The sequence below is a fragment of the Pseudomonas fragariae (ex Marin et al. 2024) genome, from assembly GCF_059621105.1.
The window spans coordinates 3,140,267-3,164,121 of the sequence record NZ_CM184369.1 but is presented as its reverse complement, the minus strand read 5'-3'; the positions used below and the strand labels follow the sequence as shown (position 1 = coordinate 3,164,121).

At 62.2% G+C, this 23,855-nt stretch carries 1 protein-coding gene (cut by a window edge); it reads left to right on the top strand.

Going from position 1 to position 23,855, the window contains the following annotated elements; translation table 11 throughout:
* Positions 1–23,855, top strand: partial view of a syringomycin E biosynthesis non-ribosomal peptide synthetase SyrE gene (syrE, locus tag AC54XV_RS13815; RefSeq protein ID WP_496716923.1) — the 3' portion only. The gene continues 4,525 nt to the left of window position 1, outside the view; only the last 23,855 of its 28,380 coding nucleotides appear in the window; its start codon lies off the left edge, out of view; the stop codon is at positions 23,853–23,855.

Genomic DNA, 23,855 nt, shown 5'->3' with positions numbered 1-23,855 from the left:
GCATCGGCGAGTACATGCAGGTTGCACTGCGCAGCCTGGTGGACGCACTGGAACACACGCCGCAGGCAGCGCTGAACAGCCTGTCGATACTGCCGGACGATGAGCGCGAGCTGTTGCTGACGGGCTTCAACGACACAGCCCACCCTTATCCGCGTGATGTACTGATCCACCAACTGATCGAACAACAGGCCGCCCAGCGTCCGGATGCCTGCGCCGTACGTGGCGACAGCGGGCCGTTGCTCACTTACGCCGAACTCAACCAGCAGGCGAACCAGCTCGCCCATCGCCTGATCGAGCTGGGCGTGGAGCCTGATACGCGGGTCGCGGTCAGCCTGCGTCGCGGCCCGGAAATGGTCGTGGCGCTGTTAGGTATTCTCAAGGCCGGTGGCGCCTATGTACCGATCGACCCTGACCTGCCCAGCGCTCGCCAGGCTTATATGCTCAGCGACAGCGCCCCCCGTGCGCTGCTGACCAGCCAGGATCTGCTTGCAAGTCTGCCAGCCCTTAGCGTTCCGGCGCTGGTGCTCGATGGCCACGATGACCGCGCGCAACTGGCCAGGCAGCCGACCGGCAACCCGGATGCCAAGGCCCTGGGCCTGCAGCCGAATCACCTGGCATACGTACTCTACACCTCGGGCTCTACCGGCACGCCCAAAGGCGTGATGAACGAACACCTGGGCGTGGTCAACCGCCTGCTTTGGGCCCGCGACGCCTATCAGGTGAACAGTCAGGATCGCGTACTGCAAAAGACCCCGTTCGGTTTCGACGTCTCGGTCTGGGAGTTTTTCCTGCCACTGCTGACCGGTGCCGAACTGGTCATGGCCCGTCCCGGTGGCCATCAGGATCCGGACTACCTGGCGCAGGTGATGAGTGACGCGGGCATTACCCTGCTGCACTTCGTGCCCTCGATGCTCGATGTGTTTCTGGAACACCGCTCGACCCGCGACTTCCCGCAACTGCGCCGCGTGCTGTGCAGTGGCGAGGCCTTGCCTCGTGCGTTGCAGCGCCGTTTCGAGCAGCACCTGAAGGGCGTTGAACTGCACAACCTGTATGGCCCGACCGAAGCGGCCATCGACGTTACCGCCTGGGAATGTCGTCCGACGGATCCGGGCGAAAGCGTGCCCATCGGCCGCCCGATTGCCAACATTCAGATGCACGTACTCGATGCCTTGGGCCAGCTGCAACCAATGGGCGTGGCCGGTGAGCTGCACATTGGCGGTATCGGCGTGGCGCGGGGTTACCTGAACCAGCCGCAACTGAGCGCCGAACGTTTCATCGCCGACCCGTTCTCCAACGACCCGCAGGCACGTCTGTACAAAACCGGCGACGTCGGTCGCTGGCTGGCCAATGGCGCACTGGAATACCTGGGCCGCAATGACTTTCAGGTGAAGATCCGCGGCTTGCGTATCGAAATCGGCGAAATCGAGGCCGCCCTGGCTAAACACCCGGCGGTCCATGAAGCGGTGGTCACTGCTCGCGAAGACATACCCGGCGACAAACGTCTGGTGGCTTACTACACGCAGTCTGCCGAGCACACTGCTGTCGATCTCGAAACCCTGCGCGGTCACCTGCAGCAAGTGTTGCCGGAGTACATGGTTCCGGCCATTTATGTGCTGCTTGAAGCGATGCCACTGACCTCGAACGGCAAGCTGGATCGCAAGGCGCTGCCGGCACCCGACGGTGACGCGCTGATCAGCCGTGGCTACGAAGCCCCACAAGGCGAAATCGAGGAGCAGATCGCGGTAATCTGGCAAGACCTGCTGGGCGTCGAGCAGGTCGGGCGTCATGACCACTTCTTCGAACTCGGCGGCCACTCACTGCTGGCCGTCTCTCTGATCGACCGTCTGCGCAAGCAGGACCTGAATCTCAACGTAAACACCGTATTCACTGCGCCCAGCGTGCGTGAAATGGCCTTGGCCATCAGCCAGGAAAAACAAGCCCTGTTCCGGGCGCCGGCCAACCGCATTCCGGCCCATTGCACGCAGTTGACGCCAGACATGTTGCCGCTGGTGGAACTGAGCGTCGCTCAGATTGAACTGATCGCCTCCGCGGTTCCCGGCGGAGCCGCCAATATCCAGGACATCTACCCGCTGGCACCGCTGCAAGAAGGCATTCTGTTCCATTACCTGCTGAATCTTGAACGCGACGCCTACCTGGTGCGCTCGACGATCGAGTTCGACAGCCGTGCGCGCCTTGACGCCTTTCTTGAGGGCCTGCAAACGGTTATCGACCGCCATGATGTCCTGCGCAGTTCAGTGCATTGGGTCGGCCTGCCGCAAGCGGTGCAAGTGGTGCACCGCCAGGCGCAATTGCCGATCCATACTCTCACCCTGAGGCCGGATGAAGACGCACTCAGCCAACTGGATCGTCTAAGTGATCCAGGTCGTCTGCGCCTTGATCTGCGACAGGCCCCGCTGCTGCTGGCCTACATTGCTCGCGACCCAGACTCGGAACGTTGGCTACTGGCGCTGATTGATCACCACATGATCAGCGACCATGTCACCCTGGAACTGATACTCGAAGAAATTCGCCTGTTGATGCGAGGCCAGAGCGCAGACCTGCTGCCACCGCAGCCTTATCGGGAGTTTGTCGCACAGACCCTCGCCAGCCCTTCAAGTGCCCACGAAGCTTACTTCACACGCCGCCTGGCTGATGTTGATTCACCCACCGCTCCGTTCGAACTGCTGGAAGTTCAGGGCGACGGCAATGACGTCGAAGAGTCCGAACTGGCATTGAGCAGTGACCTCTGCGCACGTATCCGGACTCAGGCCCGGGAGCGCGGCATGTCCCCGGCGGTGCTGTTCCATGTCGCCTGGGCTCAGGTGCTGGCACGTTGTACCGGTCGCGATGATGTGGTGTTCGGCACCGCGGTCACCGGCCGTCTGCAAGGTACGTTAGGCGCCGAGCGGGCCATGGGCATGTTCATGAACACCCTGCCGGTTCGCGTGCAACTGGCCACGCAAAGCGTCCAGGAACTGGTCATGGCCACCCACCGTGATCTCAGCGAGTTACTGAGCCACGAGCAGGCATCATTGGCCCTGGCCCAACGTTGCAGTAGCGTGACCACAGGGCTGCCGTTGTTCTCCAGCCTGCTCAACTACCGGCACCAGAACGAGGACAGCCAGTTGCAATGGCCGGGCCTGCGCCTGCTCGACAGCGCCGAGCGCACCAACTATCCGCTGTGCTTGTCGGTCAACGATTACGGCAGTGACCTGGGCCTGTTGATACACAGTGTGCAACCTGCGGATCCGCAACGCCTGTGCGCCATGATGCAGTGTGCGTTGGAGCAATTGACCGACGCGCTGGCGCACACACCACAGAAGGAAGTTACGCAGCTGGATGTGCTGCCCGCCGCCGAGCGCAACCTGCTGCTGGAGACCTTCAACCAGACCCGCCAGGACTACCCGACGGACCTGTGCATTCAACACCTGTTCGAAGCACAGGTACGTACGCAACCGGATGCCATCGCCGTGGCTTTCCAGGCGCAGCGCCTGAGCTATGCCGAACTGAACCGCCAGGCCAACCGTCTCGCTCATCACCTGATCGGCCTGGGCATCGGCCCGGATGATCGGGTGGCGATCTGCGTCGAACGCGGCGTGGAAATGATGGTCGGCCTGCTCGGTGTACTCAAAGCCGGTGCCGCTTATGTGCCGCTGGACCCGGCTTACCCTGCCGAGCGCCTGGCCTACATGATCGAAGACAGCCAGCCAGCGGCGTTACTGACCCAGCGTCACTTGCAGGAATATCTGCCGACCCTGACCTTGCCACTGGTGTTGCTCGACGATGATCAGCGCAAAACCTTTACCGAGCGTGACGATAACCCTGTGGTGGAAGCCCTCGGCGTGCGCAACCTGGCGTATGTGATCTACACCTCGGGCTCCACCGGTAATCCGAAGGGCGTGATGATCGAGCATCGCGGCCTGGTCAACTACAGCGTCGATGCTGCACGCCTGTTCGGCCTGTCCCAGAGCGACACCGTGCTGCAACAGAACACCCTGAACTTCGACCTGTCGGTGGAAGAAATCTTCCCGGCCTTGCTGGCGGGTGCCACCCTGACGCCGAGCCGCGAGATCTTCGGCAGCGAAGGGACTGAAAACCACGGGATTGATCCGACTGTCCTGCACTTGACCGCCGCACACTGGCACACGCTGGTGGCCGAGTGGCACAAGCAACCGCAGGTCGCTGAGCAACGTCTGCAGCATGTGCGCCTGATCAACGTCACGGGTGACGCACTGTCGGCGCAGAAGCTCAAGCTCTGGGACGAGATGCGCCCTGCGCACACTCGCCTGATCAACACCTACGGGCCAACCGAAGCGACGGTATCCTGCACCGCGGCCTACGTCAGCCATGACGCCGTGGCCGGCAGCGAAGGCAGCGGTAACGCGACCATTGGCAAGCCGATGGCCAACACGCGTATCTACCTGCTTGATGCCCATCAACAGCCGGTGCCGTATGGCGTGGCCGGTGAGATCTTCATTGGTGGCGACGGCGTGGCACGGGGTTACCTGAACCTTGAAGAGGTCAACGCCGAGCGCTTCCTCACGGACCCGTTCAGCAGCAGCCCTGATGCCAGAATGTACAAAACCGGCGATCTGGCGCGCTACATGGTCGACGGCCGTATCGAGTACCTGGGTCGTAACGACTTCCAGGTCAAGGTGCGCGGTTTCCGTATCGAGCTGGGTGAAATCGAAGCCCGCCTGGGCAATTGCGCCGGGGTCAAGGAAGCCGTGGTGGTCGCTCGGGAAGATAATCCGGGAGACAAGCGCCTGGTGGCCTATGTGGTTGCCGAGCCGCAAAGCCAGATCACAGCCGCTGAACTGCGCGCCGAACTGGCACCGCAACTGGCCGAGTACATGCTGCCAAGCGCGTTCGTGCTGCTTGATGAACTGCCGTTGACGCCGAATCGCAAGCTGGATCGCAATGCCTTGCCAGCCCCGGATGCTGATGCGCTGATCAGCCGTGGCTATGAAGCCCCACAAGGCGAAACCGAAACGCAGATCGTGGCTATCTGGCAAGACCTGCTGGGCATTGAGCAGGTCGGGCGTCACGACCATTTTTTCGAGCTCGGTGGCCACTCACTGCTGGCCGTCTCTCTGATCGAGCGTCTGCGCAAGCAGGGCCTGAATCTCAACGTAAAGACTGTATTCACTGCACCTACCGTGCGTGAAATGGCCTTGGCTATCAGTCAGGACAAACACGTTCTGTTCCAGGTACCCGCCAACCGCATTCCAGCCCATTGCACGCAGTTGACGCCAGACATGTTGCCGCTGGTGGAACTGAGCGTCGCTCAGATTGAATTGATCACCTCCGCCGTTCCCGGCGGAGCCGCCAATATCCAGGACATCTACCCGCTGGCACCGCTTCAGGACGGCATCCTGTTCCATTACCTGCTGAATCGTGAGCGCGACGCCTACCTGATGCGCTCGATGATCGAGTTCGACAGCCGTGCGCGCCTTGACGCCTTTCTTGAGTGCCTGCAAACGGTTATCGACCGCCATGACATCCTGCGTAGCTCGGTGCATTGGATCGGCCTGCCGCAAGCGGTGCAAGTGGTGCACCGCCAGGCGCAATTACCGGTCCATACCCTCACCCTGACGCCGGATGAAGACGCACTCAGTCAGCTGGACCGGCTAAGTGATCCAGGTCGTCTGCGCCTGGATCTGCGACAGGCCCCGCTGCTGCTGGCCTACATTGCTCGCGACCCAAACTCGGAACGTTGGCTACTGGCGCTGATTGATCATCACATGATCAGCGACCACGTCACCGTAGAACTCATACTCGAAGAAATTCGCCTGTTGATGCGAGGCCAGAGCGCAGACCTGCTGCCACCGCAGCCTTACCGGGATTTTGTCGCACAGACCCTCGCCAGCCCTTCAAGTGCCCACGAAGCTTACTTCACACGCCGCCTGGCTGATGTTGATTCACCCACCGCTCCTTTCGAACTGCTGGAAGTTCAGGGCGACGGCAATGACGTCGAAGAGGCCAAACTGGCATTGAACAGTGACCTTTGCATACGTATTCGGACTCAGGCCCGGGAGCGCGGCATGTCCCCGGCGGTTCTGTTCCATGTCGCCTGGGCCCAGGTGATGGCCCGTTGTACCGGTCGCGATGACGTGGTGTTCGGCACCGTGGTCACCGGCCGCCTGCAAGGTACGGCCGGCGCCGAGCGGGCCATGGGCATGTTCATGAACACCCTGCCGGTCCGCGTGCAACTGACCACACAAGGCGCCCAGGAACTGGTCATGGCCACCCACCGTGATCTCAGCGAATTACTGAGCCACGAGCAGGCGTCACTGGCCCTGGCCCAACGTTGCAGTAGCGTGGCCACAGGGGTGCCGTTGTTCTCCAGCCTGCTCAATTACCGGCACCAGGGCGAGGACAGCCGGTTGCAATGGCCGGGCATGCGCCTGCTCGACGGCACCGAGCGGACCAACTATCCGCTGTGCTTGTCGGTCAACGATTACGGCAGTGAGCTCGACCTGATAATACACAGCATGCAGCCCGCAAATCCGCAACGCCTGTGCGCCATGATGCAGTGCGCGCTGGAGCAACTGACCGACGCGCTGGCGCACACACCGCAGATGGCCGTTACGCAGCTGGATGTGCTGCCTGCCGCCGAGCGCAACCTGCTGCTGGAGACCTTCAACCAGACGCGCCAGGACTACCCGACGGACCTGTGCATTCAGCACCTGTTCGAAGCACAGGTCCGCACACAACCTGATGCCATCGCCGTGGCTGTCCAGGGGCAGCGCCTGAGCTATGCCGACTTGAACCGTCAGGCCAACCGTCTCGCTCATCACCTGATCAGCCTGGGCATTGTTCCGGATGATCGGGTGGCGATCTGTGTCGAGCGTGGCGTGGAAATGATGATCGGCCTGCTCGGTGTGCTCAAGGCAGGGGCGGCTTATGTACCACTTGACCCGGCCTATCCGGCCGAGCGCCTGGCATACATGATCACCGACAGCCAGCCAGCGGCGTTGCTCACTCAGCGCGGCTTGCAGGAGCGCTTGCCCGCATTGTCCATGCCGCTGGTATTGCTCGATGACGAGCAATACCAGGGCTTGGCCGAGTGTGATGACAACCCGGTCGTACCGACCCTCGGCGTGCGCAACCTGGCGTATGTGATCTACACCTCGGGCTCCACCGGTAATCCGAAGGGCGTGATGATCGAGCATCGCGGCCTGGTCAACTACAGCGTCGATGCGGCGCGGTTGTTCGACCTGTCTCAGAGCGACACGGTGCTGCAACAAAACACCCTGAACTTCGACCTGTCGGTGGAAGAGATCTTCCCGGCACTCCTGGCCGGCGCGACCCTGGCACCAAGCCGCGAGATCTTCGGCAGCGAAGGGACTGAAACCCACGGCATTCAACCCACCGTCCTGCACCTGACCACTGCGCACTGGCATACGCTGGTTGCCGAATGGCACAACCAGCCGCAGGCTGCTGAGCAACGTCTGCAGCATGTGCGTCTGATCAACGTCACAGGTGACGCATTGTCGGCGCAGAAGCTCAAGCTCTGGGACGAGGTGCGCCCGGCGCACACTCGTCTGATCAACACCTATGGGCCGACCGAAGCGACGGTGTCCTGCACTGCGGCCTACGTCAGCCACGACGCTGCGGCCGGCAGCGAAGGCAGCGAAGGCAGCGGCAATGCGACCATCGGCAAGCCGATGGCCAACACGCGCATTTACCTGCTCGACGCTCATCAGCAGCCAGTGCCGTATGGCGTGGCCGGTGAAATCTACATTGGCGGCGACGGCGTGGCACGCGGTTACCTGAACCTTGAAGAGGTCAACGCCGAGCGCTTCCTCGCTGATCCGTTCAGCGAAAGCCCTGGTGCCAGGATGTACAAAACCGGCGACCTGGCACGCTACATGGCTGACGGCCGGATCGAGTACCTGGGCCGTAACGATTTCCAAGTCAAGGTGCGCGGTTTCCGCATCGAACTGGGCGAAATCGAAGCCCGTCTCGGCAATTGCAAAGGGGTCAAGGAAGCGGTGGTGATCGCTCGGGAGGACAATCCCGGTGAAAAACGTCTCGTGGCCTATGTGGTTGCCCAGCCGCAAACCCAGATCACAGCCGCTGAACTGCGCGCCGAACTGGCACCGCAACTGGCCGAGTACATGCTGCCGAGCGCGTTCGTGCTGCTTGATGAACTGCCGTTGACGCCGAACCGCAAGCTCGACCGCAAGGCCTTGCCGGCTCCGGCTGACGATGCCTTTGCCAGCCGCGAGCACGTGGAGCCTCAAGGGGCTACCGAGATTGCGCTGGCGCAGATCTGGCAAAACCTGCTCGATCTGGAACGGGTGGGCCGTCATGATCAGTTCTTTGAACTGGGCGGCCACTCCTTGCTGGCGATGCGCCTGATTTCCCAGGTGCGTCATCAATTGGGCGTCGAACTTGGTCTGGCTGCACTGTTCGCCCATCCCGAACTGAGTGCCCTGGCCGTAGCCATCGCTCAGGCCGGACGCAGCAAATTGCCGGACATCGTACCGGTGGCACGCGATCAGGCGTGGCCATTGTCATTCGGCCAGCAACGTCTGTGGTTTCTCGCCCAGATGGAAGGCGCCAGCGCGGCCTACCACATACCTGCCGGCCTGAGCCTGCATGGCAACCTGAATCTCAAGGCATTGCAACGGGCGTTGGAGCGTATCGTGGCGCGCCACGAAGGTTTACGCACCACGTTCATGCAGGGCGATGACGGACAGCCGGTGCAACGCATCAGCCCGGCGGACACCGGTTTCAACCTGCAAATGCACGATCTGCAAGGGTTGGCGGATGCCGAGGAAAAACTTCAGGCACTGGCCAGCGAAGAGTCGCTGCAAAGCTTCGATCTGCAACAGGGCCCGTTGATTCGTGGCCGCCTGATTCGTATGGCCGAGGACCATCACGTATTGTTGCTGACCCTGCACCATATCGTTTCCGATGGCTGGTCGGTTGATGTGCTGACCCGCGAATTGTCCGCGCTCTATGCCGCATTCAGTCAGGACCAGGACGACCCGCTGGCGCCGCTGGAGCTGCAATACCTGGACTACGCCGTGTGGCAACGTCGCTGGCTGAGTGGCGATGTGCTGCAACAGCAAAGCAATTTCTGGCAGCAAACCCTGGCAGATGCTCCGGCGTTGTTGATGTTGCCCACCGACCGTGCGCGTCCGGCGCTGCAGGACTATGCCGGTGCAGCACTGCCCGTCGTGTTCGACAAAGACCTTACCCGAGGTCTCAAGGCATTGAGCCAACGCCGCGGCAGCACCCTGTTCATGACGGTCATGGCCGCGTGGGCCGGCCTGCTGGGACGCCTGGCTGGCCAGGATGATGTGGTCATCGGTACGCCAGTAGCCAACCGTACTCGCAGCGAAGTCGAAGGGCTGGTGGGCCTGTTCGTCAACACTCTGGCCATCCGCGTCGACCTCAGTGACAAGCCCACGGCAGAGACGCTGCTGGCGCGGGTCAAGCAGCAGACTCTCGATGCCCAGGCGCATCAGGACTTGCCGTTCGAACAAGTCGTGGAAGTCATCAATCCGCTACGCAGCCTGTCCCACAGCCCGATTTTCCAGGCCATGTTGTCGTGGGAAAACAACGAGGCGTCTGATCTGACGCTCGGCGACATGACTCTGAAAAGCATCGAATTGGCCGCTGATACTGCCCAATTCGACCTGACGCTGGACATGGCCGAGGTGGATGAGCAACTGGTCGGCACGCTGGAGTACGCCACAGCGTTGTTCGACGAGAGCACCATGCGGCGCTATCTGGGCTACTTCCAGCGTGTGCTGGAGGCCATGGTCGCCGACGACCAGCAGGTGCTGGAGCACGTAGCCTTGCTGGGTGCCGACGAACGTGAACATTTGCTGGCAGGCCTCAACGCAACAGAGGCGCCCTTCCCTCAGGATCGCACGATTCATCAGTTGTTCGAAGAAAGGGTTCAGGCGCAGCCCGACGCCATCGCCGTGGCCTTCGGGGCGCAGCGCTTGAGCTATGCCGAATTGAACCGTCAGGCCAACCGTGTGGCTCACCATCTGATCAGCCTGGGCATCAAACCGGATGATCGGGTGGCGATCTGCGTCGAGCGTGGCGTGGAAATGCTGATCGGCGTGCTCGGTGTGCTCAAGGCCGGTGCTGCTTATGTACCACTGGATCCGGCTTACCCCGCCGAGCGTCTGGCCTACATGATTGAAGACAGTACGCCGTCGGCACTGTTGGCCCAGCGTGATGTGCAGGCGCATCTGCCGACGCTGGACTTGCCGCTGGTGCTGCTCGATGAGGATCAGCGCACCACCCTCTCCGAGCGTGGCGACAACCCGGTGGTGGAAACACTCGGTGCGCACAATCTGGCGTACGTGATCTACACCTCGGGCTCCACCGGCGTGCCGAAAGGCGTAATGGTCGAGCATCGCGGATTGTTCGCCGTCAGCGCGGCGTGGGAGCAACTGTACGCACTGCACGCGCCACTCAATCACTTGCAGATGGCCGGGTTTTCCTTCGATGTGTTCAGCGCCGACCTGATCCGCTCTCTGGCTTTCGGCGGCACACTGGTACTGTGCCCACGCGAGACATTGATGGACCCGCCTGCGCTTTACCGCCTGTTGAGCGAGGAGTCGATCGGATTTGCGGATTTCGTGCCAGCCGTACTCAACGCATTGCTGGGCTGGGTGGAAGAGACGGGGCACGACCTGTCGTTCATGCGCACAGTGGTCTGTGGTTCGGATATCTGGACCGCGCACAGCGCCCGGCAACTGCGCAAGCTTTGTGGCGATCACGTGCAGATCGTCCAGGCCTACGGTGTCACTGAAGCCAGTATCGACAGCACCTGCTTCGAGTTCGAGGCAACCAGCCAGGTCGACGGGGTCTTGCCGATTGGTCGGGCATTGGCCAATACGCGGATTTATCTGCTCGATGAGCTTGGCCAAGCGGTTCCGCCGGGTGTCGCGGGCGAGCTGTATATCGGCGGCGCGGGTATTGCTCGCGGCTATCTGAATTTGCCGCAACTGACTGCCGAACGCTTCATGGACAACCCCTTCGTGGCGGGCGAACGGCTGTACCGCAGCGGCGACATGGCGCGCTACCGGGCTGATGGCAATATCGAATTCCTCGGCCGCAACGACTCCCAGGCCAAGCTGCGTGGGTTGCGTCTGGAGCTGGGCGAAATCGAAGCACGCCTGGCCGAGGTTGCAGGTGTGCGCGAAAGCCTCGTCGTGATTCGCGAGGACAGCGGCGGCACGCCGAAACTGATCGCGTATTTTGTGGAATATGCCACTCGCGACGAGTCTGGCCCTGCCCTGACCCCGCGCGCGCTGCGCCAGCAACTGCAACTCAACCTGCCGGAATACATGATCCCGGCAGCGTTCGTGCGCATGGCCGCATTGCCGCTGAGCGCCAACGGCAAACTGGATCGAAGAGCGTTGCCCGAGCCGGATGCCGACGCCTTCGATCAGCATGATTTCGAAGCAGCCGATGGCCCGCTGGAGACGGCAATCGCCGCAATCTGGGCCGATGTGCTGGGCGTCGCACAAGTCGGCCGTCATGATGACTTTTTCGCGCTCGGCGGTCATTCATTGCTGGTCATGCGCGTACTGGCTCAGGTTCGTCAGCAATTGAATCTGGAGGTTTCACCGTCAGTGTTTTTCGCGGCACCGGTGCTGCGGCAGTTCGCCGAGCGGCTGGGCAACACGCAGGACAACGCTCGCGTGGCGATCAAGCCTGTGCAACGTTCGGGTGCGCTACCGCTGTCGTTTGCCCAACAGCGCCTATGGTTCCTCGCGCAACTGGAAGGTGGCAGCGCCGCTTACCATATTCCGGCGGGACTGCGTCTGCGTGGCAACCTTGATCAGGCTTCGCTGCAACGCGCACTGGACCGTATCGTGGCCCGCCATGAGGCGCTGCGCACGACCTTTGTCCAAGAGCAGGGACAGCCTGCGGAGCAGCGTATCTCTGCCGCAGAAACAGGTTTCAGACTGCAACTGCAGGTACTGGCCGGGCAGACCGATGCCGAAGACAAGCTGCTCGCCATCGCGGCACAAGAGGCCAGCGAGCACTTCGACCTCGTCAATGGACCACTGGTGCGCGGGCGTCTGGTGCGCATGGCCGATGACAACCACGTGTTGCTGGTGACCATGCACCACATCGTCTCCGATGGCTGGTCAACCGGGGTGTTGAATCGCGAGCTGGGTGCCCTTTACGACGCCTTCCGCCAGGGTGCGGATGATCCACTGCCGGCCTTGCCAGTGCAATACGTCGACTACGCACTGTGGCAGCGTGACTGGTTGAGTGGCGACGTGCTGCAACAACAGCGTCAGTACTGGCAGCAGGCCCTGGCTGGTGCGCCGGCCTTGCTGACCCTGCCGACCGACCGACCACGTCCGGCGCAACAGGACTACAGCGGGCAGACGCTGGAACTGGTGCTCGATACACAATTGACCCGTGGCCTCAAGGCCTTGAGCCAACGCCACGGCAGCAGTCTGTTCATGACCGTCATGGGCGCCTGGGCCGCGCTGTTGGGACGGCTGTCCGGTCAGGATGACGTGGTGATCGGTACGCCGGTGGCCAACCGTATGAGCGCCGAGGTGGAGAACCTGATTGGCTTCTTCGTCAACACCCTCGCTATACGGGTCGACCTCTCAGGCACGCCGAGCGTCGAAGCGCTGGTACGGCAAGTCAAACAGCGAACTCTGGCTGCCCAGGCAAATCAGGACCTGCCGTTCGAACAAGTGGTTGAAGTGGTTCAACCGCAACGCAGCCTGTCCCACAGCCCGATTTTTCAGGCCATGCTGTCATGGCAAAACAACGAGGACACCGCGCTGGTGCTTGGCGACCTGACCCTGCAAGGCGTCGCAGTGGCCGGTGATACGGCAAAGTTCGACTTGGCGCTGGACATCGGCGAGGTGGACGGGCAACTGATCGGCACGCTGGAGTACGCCACGGCACTGTTCGACGAAAGCACCATGCGTCGGTATCGAGGCTACTTCCTGCGCTTGTTGGAGGCTATGGCGGCCGATGATCAGCAAGTGCTGGAACAGGTACCGTTGCTCGACACTGCCGAGCGCGAGTACCTGCTGAAGGATATCAATGCCACAGAGCGCACCTACCCTGTCGGTCAGTTGATGCATCGCTTGTTCGAGGCCCATGCCGAAGCTGCACCGCAGGCAATTGCCGTCCGCCAGGGTGAGCAGACACTGACCTACGCTGAACTCGACAGCCGCGCCAATGCCCTGGCTCAGCACCTGCGCAAACACGGTGTGGGACCGGGAACCCGGGTGGCGATTCTGCTGGATCGTTCGGTGGAATTGCTGGCCAGCATGCTGGCCACCCTCAAATGCGGCGCGGCTTATCTGGCGCTGGATCGTCTGGCCCCTGAAGAGCGCCTGCGCTTCATGCTCGAGGACAGCGAAGCCATCATGCTGCTGAGCCGTAGCGACCTGACGGCACCTGACATGACGCCAAGGCTGGATCTGGACACACTGGAGCTGTCAGCGCTGAACCAAGAGCCAGTCGTGCCTGCAACTGAAGTCGCAGGCGAGACCCCCGCGTGCATCATCTACACCTCTGGCTCCACCGGTGTGCCCAAGGGCGTGATCGTGACCCACAACGGCATTGTGCGGCTGGTTCAGGACAACGGCTACTACGACTTCTCCGCCGAGGACCGTGTGGCGTTTTCGTCCAACCCGGCGTTCGACGCCAGCACTCCGGAAATCTGGGGTGCATTGCTCAATGGCTGCCAGTCGGTGATTATCGAGCCGCAGGTGCTGCTTGAGCCGGTGGCCTTCGCCGCCCTGCTCAAGCGCCATGGTGTAACAGCCATGATCAGCTCGACCGCCCTGTTCAACCTGTATGCCGGGTTGATTCCCGAGGCCCTGGCAGGCCTGCGTATGATCATGTGTGGCGGCGAGCGCGCTGATCCGGCCTCGTTCCGTCGGGTCCGGGAGCACTCCGCTCAGGTACGCCTGTTCAACGGCTATGGCCCGACCGAGGGCACCACCTGTGCCACCAGCTACGAAATCTTCGATGTACTGCCTGACACCCTCAGCCTGCCGATTGGCAAGCCCAACGCCAACGTGCGGGTCTATGTGCTTGACGCCCGGCGCGAGCCGGTGCCGATGGGCGTGGTCGGCGAGATCTATATCGGTGGCACAGGCGTCGCACTCGGCTACCTGAACCGCCCGGAGCTGACCGCTGAACGTTTCAGCGAAGACCCGTTCAGCCAGCAGGCCGGCGCGCGACTCTATCGCACCGGCGACCTGGCGCGCTGGTTGCCGGACGGTAACCTTGAATACCTGGCGCGTAACGATGGGCAGGTCAAGGTCCGCGGCTTCCGCGTCGAGCTTGGCGAAATCGAAAGCGTCCTGCATTTGTGCGACGGCGTTCGCAACTCCGTGGTGGTGGCGCATGAAGCCAGCCCGGGTGACACCCGTCTGGTGGCTTACTACACCGTGCATGCGGGCGTTGATGCACCTGATCCGGAGGATCTGCGTGCGCAATTGAGTGCCGATCTGGCGGAGTACATGGTTCCGAGTGTGTTCGTACGCCTGGATGCCTTGCCGCTGACGCTCAATGGCAAGGTTGATCAGAAGGCGTTACCGGTCCCCGACCTGAATGCGATGTTCGAGCGAACCTACGTTGCGCCGGAAGGTGCCACCGAACAGGCCCTGGCGGAAATATTCCAGGAACTGCTGGGCCTTGAACGCGTGGGTCGTCATGACGGCTTCTTCGAGCTTGGCGGTCATTCGCTGCTGGCTGCGCAACTGGTTTCCCGTGTGCGTCAGCAACTGAACGGTGACATGGCGCTGCGCCAGCTGTTCAATCACCCGACCGTGGCCGAGCTGGCGAAGGTGGTCGACGGCCTGCAAACGGTCGATTCCGACAGCATCGAACCCATCGAGCGTAACGCGCCGCTGGCACTGTCCTTTTCCCAGCAGCGTCTATGGTTCCTCGACAGGCTCGACCCTGGTGCCAGCAGTGCTTACCACATGCCGATGTCGCTGCTGCTGCGCGGCGAGCTGGATCACCGCGCGCTCAAGGCTGCGCTCGACCGTCTGGTTGCACGTCATGAAAGCCTGCGCACCACCTTCGAGCTGCACGGTGAACAGCCGGTGCAGGTCATCGCTGCGGCGGACAGCGGTTTCGCCCTGGCAGAAGACGACTTGCGCTCGCAGCCTTATGAACAGGCCAGCCTCAACGCTTCACGCATCGCCGACAGCGAGGCCGCTGCGCCGTTTGACCTGCGCCAGGGCCCGCTGATTCGCGGGCGTCTGCTGCGCCTGGCGGATGATGAGCACATGTTGCTGATCACCCAGCACCACATCATCTCCGACGGCTGGTCGGTGGGGGTGCTGATCAACGAGTTCACCGCCCTCTACCAGGCCTTCACTGAGCAGCGGTCGGACCCGCTGCCGGCCCTGTCAATCCAATACGCCGACTACGCCGCCTGGCAACGCCGCACCTTCACAGGCGAGCGCCTTGCCGAGCAGGCCGATTTCTGGCGTGAGCACCTGGGTGGCGCGCCGACGCTGCTGTCGCTGCCCACCGACCGGCCACGTCCGGCGGTGCAAAGCTACCGCGGCGGCGCTGTACCCGTGACGATCGACGCAGCGCTTCATCAGCGTCTGGAGCGCTTCTGCCAGGCCCATAACGTCACCTTGTTCATGGGCCTGCTCAGTGCCTGGTCGGTGCTTATGGCCCGTCTGGGCAACGAACGCGATGTGGTGATAGGTGTGCCGAGCGCCAACCGTGGCCGCACCGAAACCGAGAACCTGATCGGTTTCTTCGTCAACACCCTGGCCCTGCGCGTTGATCTGACGCAGAACCCGAGCGTGGCGCAACTGCTGGAACAGGTCCGCCAGACCACGCTGGCGGCCAATGAGCATCAGGACATTCCATTCGAGCAAGTGATCGAAGCCTTGCAGCCGCCACGCTCGATGAGTCATAGCCCGCTGTGTCAGGTCGCCCTGTCGCTGGATAACACCAGCATCGGCGGCGAGTTGAAGCTGCCGGGCCTTAGCCTGCACCCCGTGCTACAAGCCCATGAAACCGCGCAGTTCGACCTGATGCTGACCCTGGCTAGCGAAAACGGCGCCCTGAACGGGGTCATCGAATACGCCAGCGATCTCTTCGATCGCTCCACCGTCGAGCGTTTTGCCCAGCATTTCCATACGCTGCTGGAAGCGATGGTCGAGGATGTCGCGCAACCTGTGCTCGGCCTGCCGTTGCTCAGCCCGGCGCAGCGCCTGGCCTCGCCAGCGCTACTGCAGCCCAAGGCGGTATTCGCCTCGGGGCTGATGGTGCATCAGCGCTTTGAACAGTTCGCCGCCGCCCATCCGCAGAACATCGCGCTGGTCTTTGGCCGGCATGAGGTGAGCTACCAGGCGCTCAATCGCCGAGCCAACCGCCTGGCCCATGAACTACTCGCCCAAGGCGTGCGTCCCGATGACCGGGTGGCGATCCTCGCAGAGCGTGGTACGCAGATGATCTGCGCAGTGCTGGCCGTGCTCAAGTCCGGTGCGGCCTACGTACCGCTGGACCCGACTTACCCCACCGAGCGTCTCGGCTACCTGCTGACAGACAGTGCGCCGGTGGCGTTGCTGGCCCAGTCGGCCTGCCTTGACGTGCTGCCGGCACACAGCGTGCCGGTACTGACCCTCGGCGCGGACAACGACAGTGCCGATTTGGCAGATGAATCACTGGACCGCAACTCTGAGCCTGCTGCGCTGGGACTGTCTCGCGAGCATTTGGCGTATGTCATTTACACCTCAGGGTCGACAGGCCTGCCCAAAGGTGTGCTGGTCGAGCACGGCAACGTGGCACGCCTGTTCGACGCCACCGCCGGGCAATTCAACTTCGGGCATGAGGATGTCTGGACGCTGTTCCACTCCTTCGCCTTCGACTTCTCGGTCTGGGAAATCTGGGGCGCGCTGTGCTACGGCGGCAAACTGGTCATCGTCCCGAGTGAGGTGGCGCGTTCGCCGGATGACTTCTATGCGCTGGTCTGCGAGCAGCAGGTCACCGTTCTGAACCAGACGCCAAGCGCTTTCCGCCAGTTCATCCAGGCCCGCGAACGCAGCCCGCAGGAGCATGCGCTGCGTGAAGTGGTGTTCGGTGGTGAGGCTTTGGACTTCCGCAGCCTGCAGCCCTGGACCGCACGCACACCGCTGTCGCGTACCCGTCTGGTGAACATGTACGGGATCACGGAAATCACCGTGCATGCCACCTACTACCCGATCAGCCAGTCGGAAATCGACACCGCCATGCCAAGCCTGATCGGCCCGGCACTGGACGACCTGTGCCTGCGTATCCTCGATGACTATCAGCAGCCGGTACCGGTGGGCGTCAATGGCGAGATTTATATCGGCGGCGCCGGCGTTGCCCGGCATTACCTGAACCGCACGGAACTGAATGCCGAACGTTTTATTGCCGACCCGTATGCCATGCAAAACGGCGCTCGCCTCTATCGTACCGGTGACGTTGCGCACTACCGCAGCGACGGCGGTGTGGTCTACGTCGGCCGTAATGACTCGCAAATCAAGATTCGCGGCTTTCGTATCGAATTGGGCGAGATCGAGGCGCAATTGCTCGCCTGCCCGGAGGTCCGTGAAGCAATGGTTATCTTGCGTGAGGATCGCCCTGGCGACAAACGCCTGGTCGCCTACCTGATTGCCGAGGACGGCGCTGCTCCCGAGTCAGCGCTGCTGCGCAGCCAACTGGCCAGCGTGCTGGCCGAACACATGCTGCCCAGTGCCTTTGTGACCCTTGAAACCTGGCCATTGACCACCAACGGCAAGCTGGACCGTGCCGCCCTGCCCGCGCCGGACCAGTTCGCGACGGTGAGTCGTGACTACGAAGCACCGCTAGGCGCTATCGAAACGACCCTGGCCGCTGCCTGGCAGGAATTGCTCGGGGTTGAACGTGTCGGTCGTCAGGATCACTTCTTCGAACTGGGTGGTCACTCCTTCCTCGTCATCAGCCTGATCGAGCGCTTGCGTCAGATCGGCTTGTTGCTGGACGTGAGTACGGTGTTCTCGGCACCAACCCTGCAAGCCATGGCCGCGGTCCTGGCGGGCGGTACTGCGGCGGAACGGGTCGCCCCGGCGAACCTGATTCCCGTCGATTGCACGGCGCTGACCCCGGACATGCTGCCGTTGGTGAAACTGACCCGGCAGGAACTGGAGCATATCGTTGCCGATGTGCCAGGCGGCGTCGCCAATGTTCAGGATATCTATCCACTGTCATCGCTGCAGGAAGGCATCCTGTTTCACCATCTGTTGCAGTCAGAAGGCGACGCCTACCTGATGCGCACCCTAGCGACGTTCGACAGCCGTGCGTTGCTCGACAAATTCCTCGGCGCGCTGCAAGTGGTGATCAACCGCCACGACATCATGCGCAGCTCCCTGCGCTGGCAGGGTCTGCCGCAGCCGGTGCAGGTGGTGCATCGTCAGGCACAGTTGCCAGTCATTCAGCTCGACACCGCGCCGGGTGAAGACGCCTTGCAGATGCTGCGCGAACGCACCAATACCTACCATATGCGCCTGGACCTGCAACAGGCACCGCTGATAGCCGCGTATATCACTTACGATACCCGGCAGGAAAAGTGGCTGATGGCACTGCTGGACCATCACCTGATCAGTGACAACGTTACCCTGCGCCTGATCATGGGCGAGATCCAGGCAGTGATGGACGGACGCGCCGACGCCCTGCCGCCATCCCAGCCGTACCGCAACTTCATCGCCCGGGCCGCGTGTGTTTCCCAGGCCGAACATGAAGCCTACTTCCGTCAACTGCTGGGCGATGTCGATACCACCACTGCGCCCTACGGCGTGCTCGATGTGCGTGGCGGCGATGCAACAATCCTGCGTTCGGTGCAGGATCTGAGCGACGATCTCAGCGCGCGGATCCACAGCACCGCACGGGCCCAGGGCGTACCAACCTCGGTGCTGTTCCACGCGGCATGGGGGTTGGTGGTGGCCGCCACCAGCGGCCGTGACGACGGGATTTTCGGTACCGTGCTTTCGGGACGTTCCCAGGGCACCTCCGGCGCCAACCATGCGCTGGGGATGTTCATCAATACCTTGCCGATGCGTATTCGCCTGCAACAAAACAGCGTGCGCGATATCGTTCAGGATGCCTACCAACAGCTGAGCGGGCTGCTGACCCACGAGCAGGCGCCTCTGGCCCTGGCGCAGCGCTGCAGCGCAGTGGATGCATCGCTGCCGATGTTCACCGTGATCCTCAATTGCCGTCACGGTGATCTGGTGAACACTGCCGGGGAAAACATCGAGGACATGGGCGAGGAGCAGGAAGGTGTTCATTTCCTGGGCTCCGAAACCCGTACCAACTACCCGATCGAAATTGCCGTAGCCAATGAGGCCAATGGCTTTTCGCTGACCGCGCAGTCTATAGATGGCATCGATCCGCACCGGATTGCCGCCTACCTCGGTCAGGCGGTTGCCGAGCTGGTCAACGCCCTTGAGCAGGATCCGGCACGCCTGGCGAGCAGTCTTGAAGTGATTCCGCAAGCCGAGCGGCAGCTGCTCAACGACTTCAACGACACCGCCAGCGACTTCGCACCGGCCGTACCGATCCATGCCTTGTTCGAAGACCAGGTCCGCCGCAATCCTGATGCCGTAGCGCTGGTCTATGAAGACCGCCAACTGAGCTATCGCCAGCTCAACCGCCGCGCCAACCACGTGGCCCGGCAGTTGCTGCAACTCGGTGTGCAGCCGGACGAGCGCGTGGCCATCTGCGCCGAACGCAGCCTGGACATGATTGCCGGCCTGCTGGGCGTGCTCAAGTCCGGTGCCGCCTACGTGCCGATTGACCCTGCCCACCCTGCTGACCGTATGGCCTTCATGCTGCAGGACAGTCAGCCGCGCGCGCTGCTGACGCAGGGCGCGCTCAGCCTGCCGGTCGGCGACACGCCGTTGATGCTGCTGGACAGCGCTGAATCGCTGCTCGCGGCGGATGATCAGGCGTTCGACGCCAATCCCGTGGTCGACGGCCTGACGGCGGAAAACCTGGCCTACGTGATCTACACCTCAGGCTCCACCGGCCAGTCGAAAGGTGTCATGGTCGAGCACCGCTCGGTGTTCAACTTCTGGAACGTGCTGACCCGCACGACCCATCAGCATTGCCCGACACCGGCCACCGTGGCGCTGAATGCCGGCTTCTTCTTCGACATGTCGATCAAAGGCATCTCGCAATTGTTCTCTGGCCACAAGCTGGTGATCATCCCGCAACTGCTGCGTGCCAACGGCAGCGAACTGCTGGACTTCCTCGAAGCGCATCAGGTTCATGCCTTCGACTCCACCCCGTCGCAGCTCGACACCCTGCTCTCGGCCGGTCTGCTGGAACGCAGCAGCTATCAGCCGGTCAGCGTGCTGCTGGGTGGTGAGGCGATCAACGCCAGCACCTGGGAGAAACTGCGTAACTGCCCGACCATCCGCTTCTACAACATGTATGGCCCGACCGAGTGCACAGTGGACGCGACCATCGATCTGATCCGCGACCTGGGTGAAAAACCAAGCATCGGCCGGCCTATTGCCAACGTCCAGGTGCATGTTCTGGATGCGCGTGGCGAGCCGGCACCACTGGGCGTCGCCGGGGAAATTCATATCGGCGGTAGCGGTGTGGCCCGTGGCTACCTCAACCGTGACGAGCTGAGTGCCGAGCGTTTCATCGTTGACCCGTTCTCCGATGTCGCCAACGCCCGGCTTTACAAAACCGGCGACCTGGGTCGCTGGCTGGCAGACGGCACGCTGGAATACATGGGCCGCAACGACTTCCAGGTGAAGGTTCGCGGTTTCCGTATCGAGCTGGGTGAAATCGAAAACGTTCTGCTGGCCGTACCAGGCATCCGCGAGGTGGTGGTGATTGCCCGCAACGACAGCCAGGGTGATTCGGACAGCCAGCGCCTGGTCGCTTATGTCTGTGGTGAATCGGTGGCAGCCGAACACTTGCGCAGCGAATTGCTCAGGCATCTGCCGGAGTACATGGTGCCCAGCGCTTTCGTCCAGCTGGACGCCCTGCCGCTGACCGCCAACGGCAAACTCGACCGCCGTGCGCTGCCGGCCCCCGGTCAGGATGCGTTGGCCAGCAAGGTTTACGAGGCGCCGCAAGGCGAAACCGAAGAGGCCATCGCCGAGATATGGAAAGCCTTGTTGCATCTGGACCAGGTAGGTCGCAACGACGGCTTCCTTGAACTGGGTGGTCATTCGTTGCTCGCCGTGCAGTTGCTGTCGCGACTGCGGCGCAAACTTGGTACACGAATCACCTTGCGTGAACTCTTCGACGCCCCGACCGTGCGAGGCCTGGCTTCACTGGTCAACGCCGCAGCGCCAGGTGAAGCACAATCGATTCCGAGGGCCAATCGCTCTGGCCGTCTGCCGCTGTCCTTTTCCCAGCAGCGCTTGTGGTTCCTCGATCACCTGGATCACGCCGCGGGTGCGGCCTATCACTTGCCGATGGCGTTGCGCCTTACAGGGGCACTTGACACCGCTGCCCTGGAGGCAACGCTGGATCGCCTGGTTGCCCGCCACGAAACCCTGCGCACGCGTTTTGAACTGGTGGACGGTGAACCGGTGCAGAAGATCGCTCCGGCCGATAGCCGCTTTCCGTTGTTGAAACAGGATCTGCGCGACCTGTCCGGTGACGAGCGCACTTCGACCCTGGCCCGTCTGGGTCAGGAAAATGCCACGCAACTGTTCGATCTGACCAAGGGGCCGATGCTGCGCGGGCATTTGCTGCGGGTTGCGGATGCTGAGCATGTGCTGTTGATCACGTTGCATCACATCGTCTCCGACGGCTGGTCCAACAGCGTCCTTGCTCAGGAAGTGAGCGCGCTTTACGCCGCCTTCAGTCAAGGCCAGAAAGACCCGCTGCCCGCGCTGCCACTGCAATACGTGGACTACGCCGCCTGGCAACGGCAATCCCTCGACGGCCCCGCCCTGCAGGCCCAGATCGACTTCTGGCGCAAGCATCTGGAAGGTGCGCCAAGTGTGTTGAATCTGCCACTGGACCGTCCGCGCCCGGCCATCCAGAGCTATACCGGCGGGATGGTCGAGCATGTGTTTTCGCCAGCATTGAGTGCCGACTTGCGTGCCTTCAGCCAGGCTCAAGGCAGCACGCCGTTCATGGTTCTGCTGGCAGGATGGTCGATGCTCATGAGCCACCTGAGCGGGCAGACCGATGTGGTGGTAGGTACGCCTGTCGCTAACCGCCAGCATCCCGAGCTGGAGCCAATGATCGGCTTCTTTGCCAATACGCTGGCATTGCGTGTGGCAACCGACCGAGAGACGCGTTTGAACGACATGCTCGACCGGATCAAGAGCCTTACGCTGGCTGCCTACAATCATCAGGACTTGCCGTTCGAGCAAGTGGTGAGCGCCTTGCAGCCAACCCGCAACATGAGCCACAGCCCGTTGTTCCAGGTGATGTTGAGCCTGGATAATACGCCGCCTTCGCTGTTGCAATTACCTGACCTGGAAGTCGAGTTGCTGGACAGCGAGCATCACACCACTCAGTTCGACCTGTCGTTGTCACTGGTGGATTCCAGCGAAAGCCTGAGCGGCGGCCTGCAATACTCCAGCGACCTGTTCGACAAAACCACTGCGCAGGCCATCATGCAGCTGTTTGCAAGGGTTCTGGAGAACATGGTGAGCGACGCTCGGCAGTCGATTGGCCAAGTGCTGGACAACACGCCAGCGCTGCCGCGTTCGGCGCATACCGCGACTATCGCTGCGATGGTCGAAGACGAACAGCCTGAAGCCCTGCCTTACGAAGCGCCCGAAGGCGAGACCGAGATCGCCCTCGCCAACCTCTGGAAAGAGTTGCTCAAGCTGGAAAAGGTCAGTCGCCATGACGACTTCTTCAAGCTGGGCGGTATTTCGCTGATGGCGGTGCAAATGGCCTCGCGCCTGCGCAAGGTGCTCGGCAAACCGATCGCGGTCCGCGATCTGTTCATCGAGCCGACCATTGCCGGTTTTGCCAGAACCCTGGACGGCCAGGCACGCCCCGGCCAGCACAGCAACCTGGTGCCGGTCCGCCGCACTGGCTCGCAAAGACCGCTGTTTCTGGTGCACCCACTGGGCGGCGAAGTGCAGTACGTGCGCGATCTGGCCGCGGCAATCGACCCGCAGGTGCCGCTGTATGGCTTGGCCGCCAGTGGTCTGGCGGCTGGAGAGACGCCGCTGTTTGAGGTGCCGGCCATGGCTGCGCGTTACCTGGCGGCGATTCGCCAGGTACAACCGAAAGGGCCTTACCGGATCGGCGGCTGGTCTGCAGGTGGTCTTATCGCTTATGAAATGGCCCGCCAGCTGCAATCCAGCGGTGAAAAACTGGAGTTCCTGGGCATCATCGACACCTCCGCGCGTCTTGAGCAGCAAGCGCCGGAGGCATTGAGCGAAGGTCAATTCCTGATGGACTGGCTACCAGAGCAGCTCGACCCCGAAGTATTCCGGCAGCTCACCGAGCTGGCCGGCACGGATGCCATCGATGAAATGCTGGCACTGTGCATGGCACACCGCCTGCTCCCGGAGGAACTGCCACAGGACGTCGATGCCACCTTGTTACGCAGCCATCTTGCTGTGGCCCATGCAACCCATATCGCCATCGGTAACTATGTCAGCCCGCCTGCCCCACTTACGGTGACACTGTTTACCGCCAGTGCAGAGGAGCGCGACGATCCGCTGCTGGGCTGGACGGCCTTGCTCGATTCCCCGGTGAACGTTACTGAGCTTCCCGGCACCCACGAAACGCTGGTCAGGGCGCCTCAGGTCAGCGCACTGGGCCAGGCGATCTCCCGGGCGCTGAACAAGGAGCCCAACCAGGAGCCCCGCAGAGAAGAGGTTTTACGTTCGATAACCGCGCCAGCTGAGTAG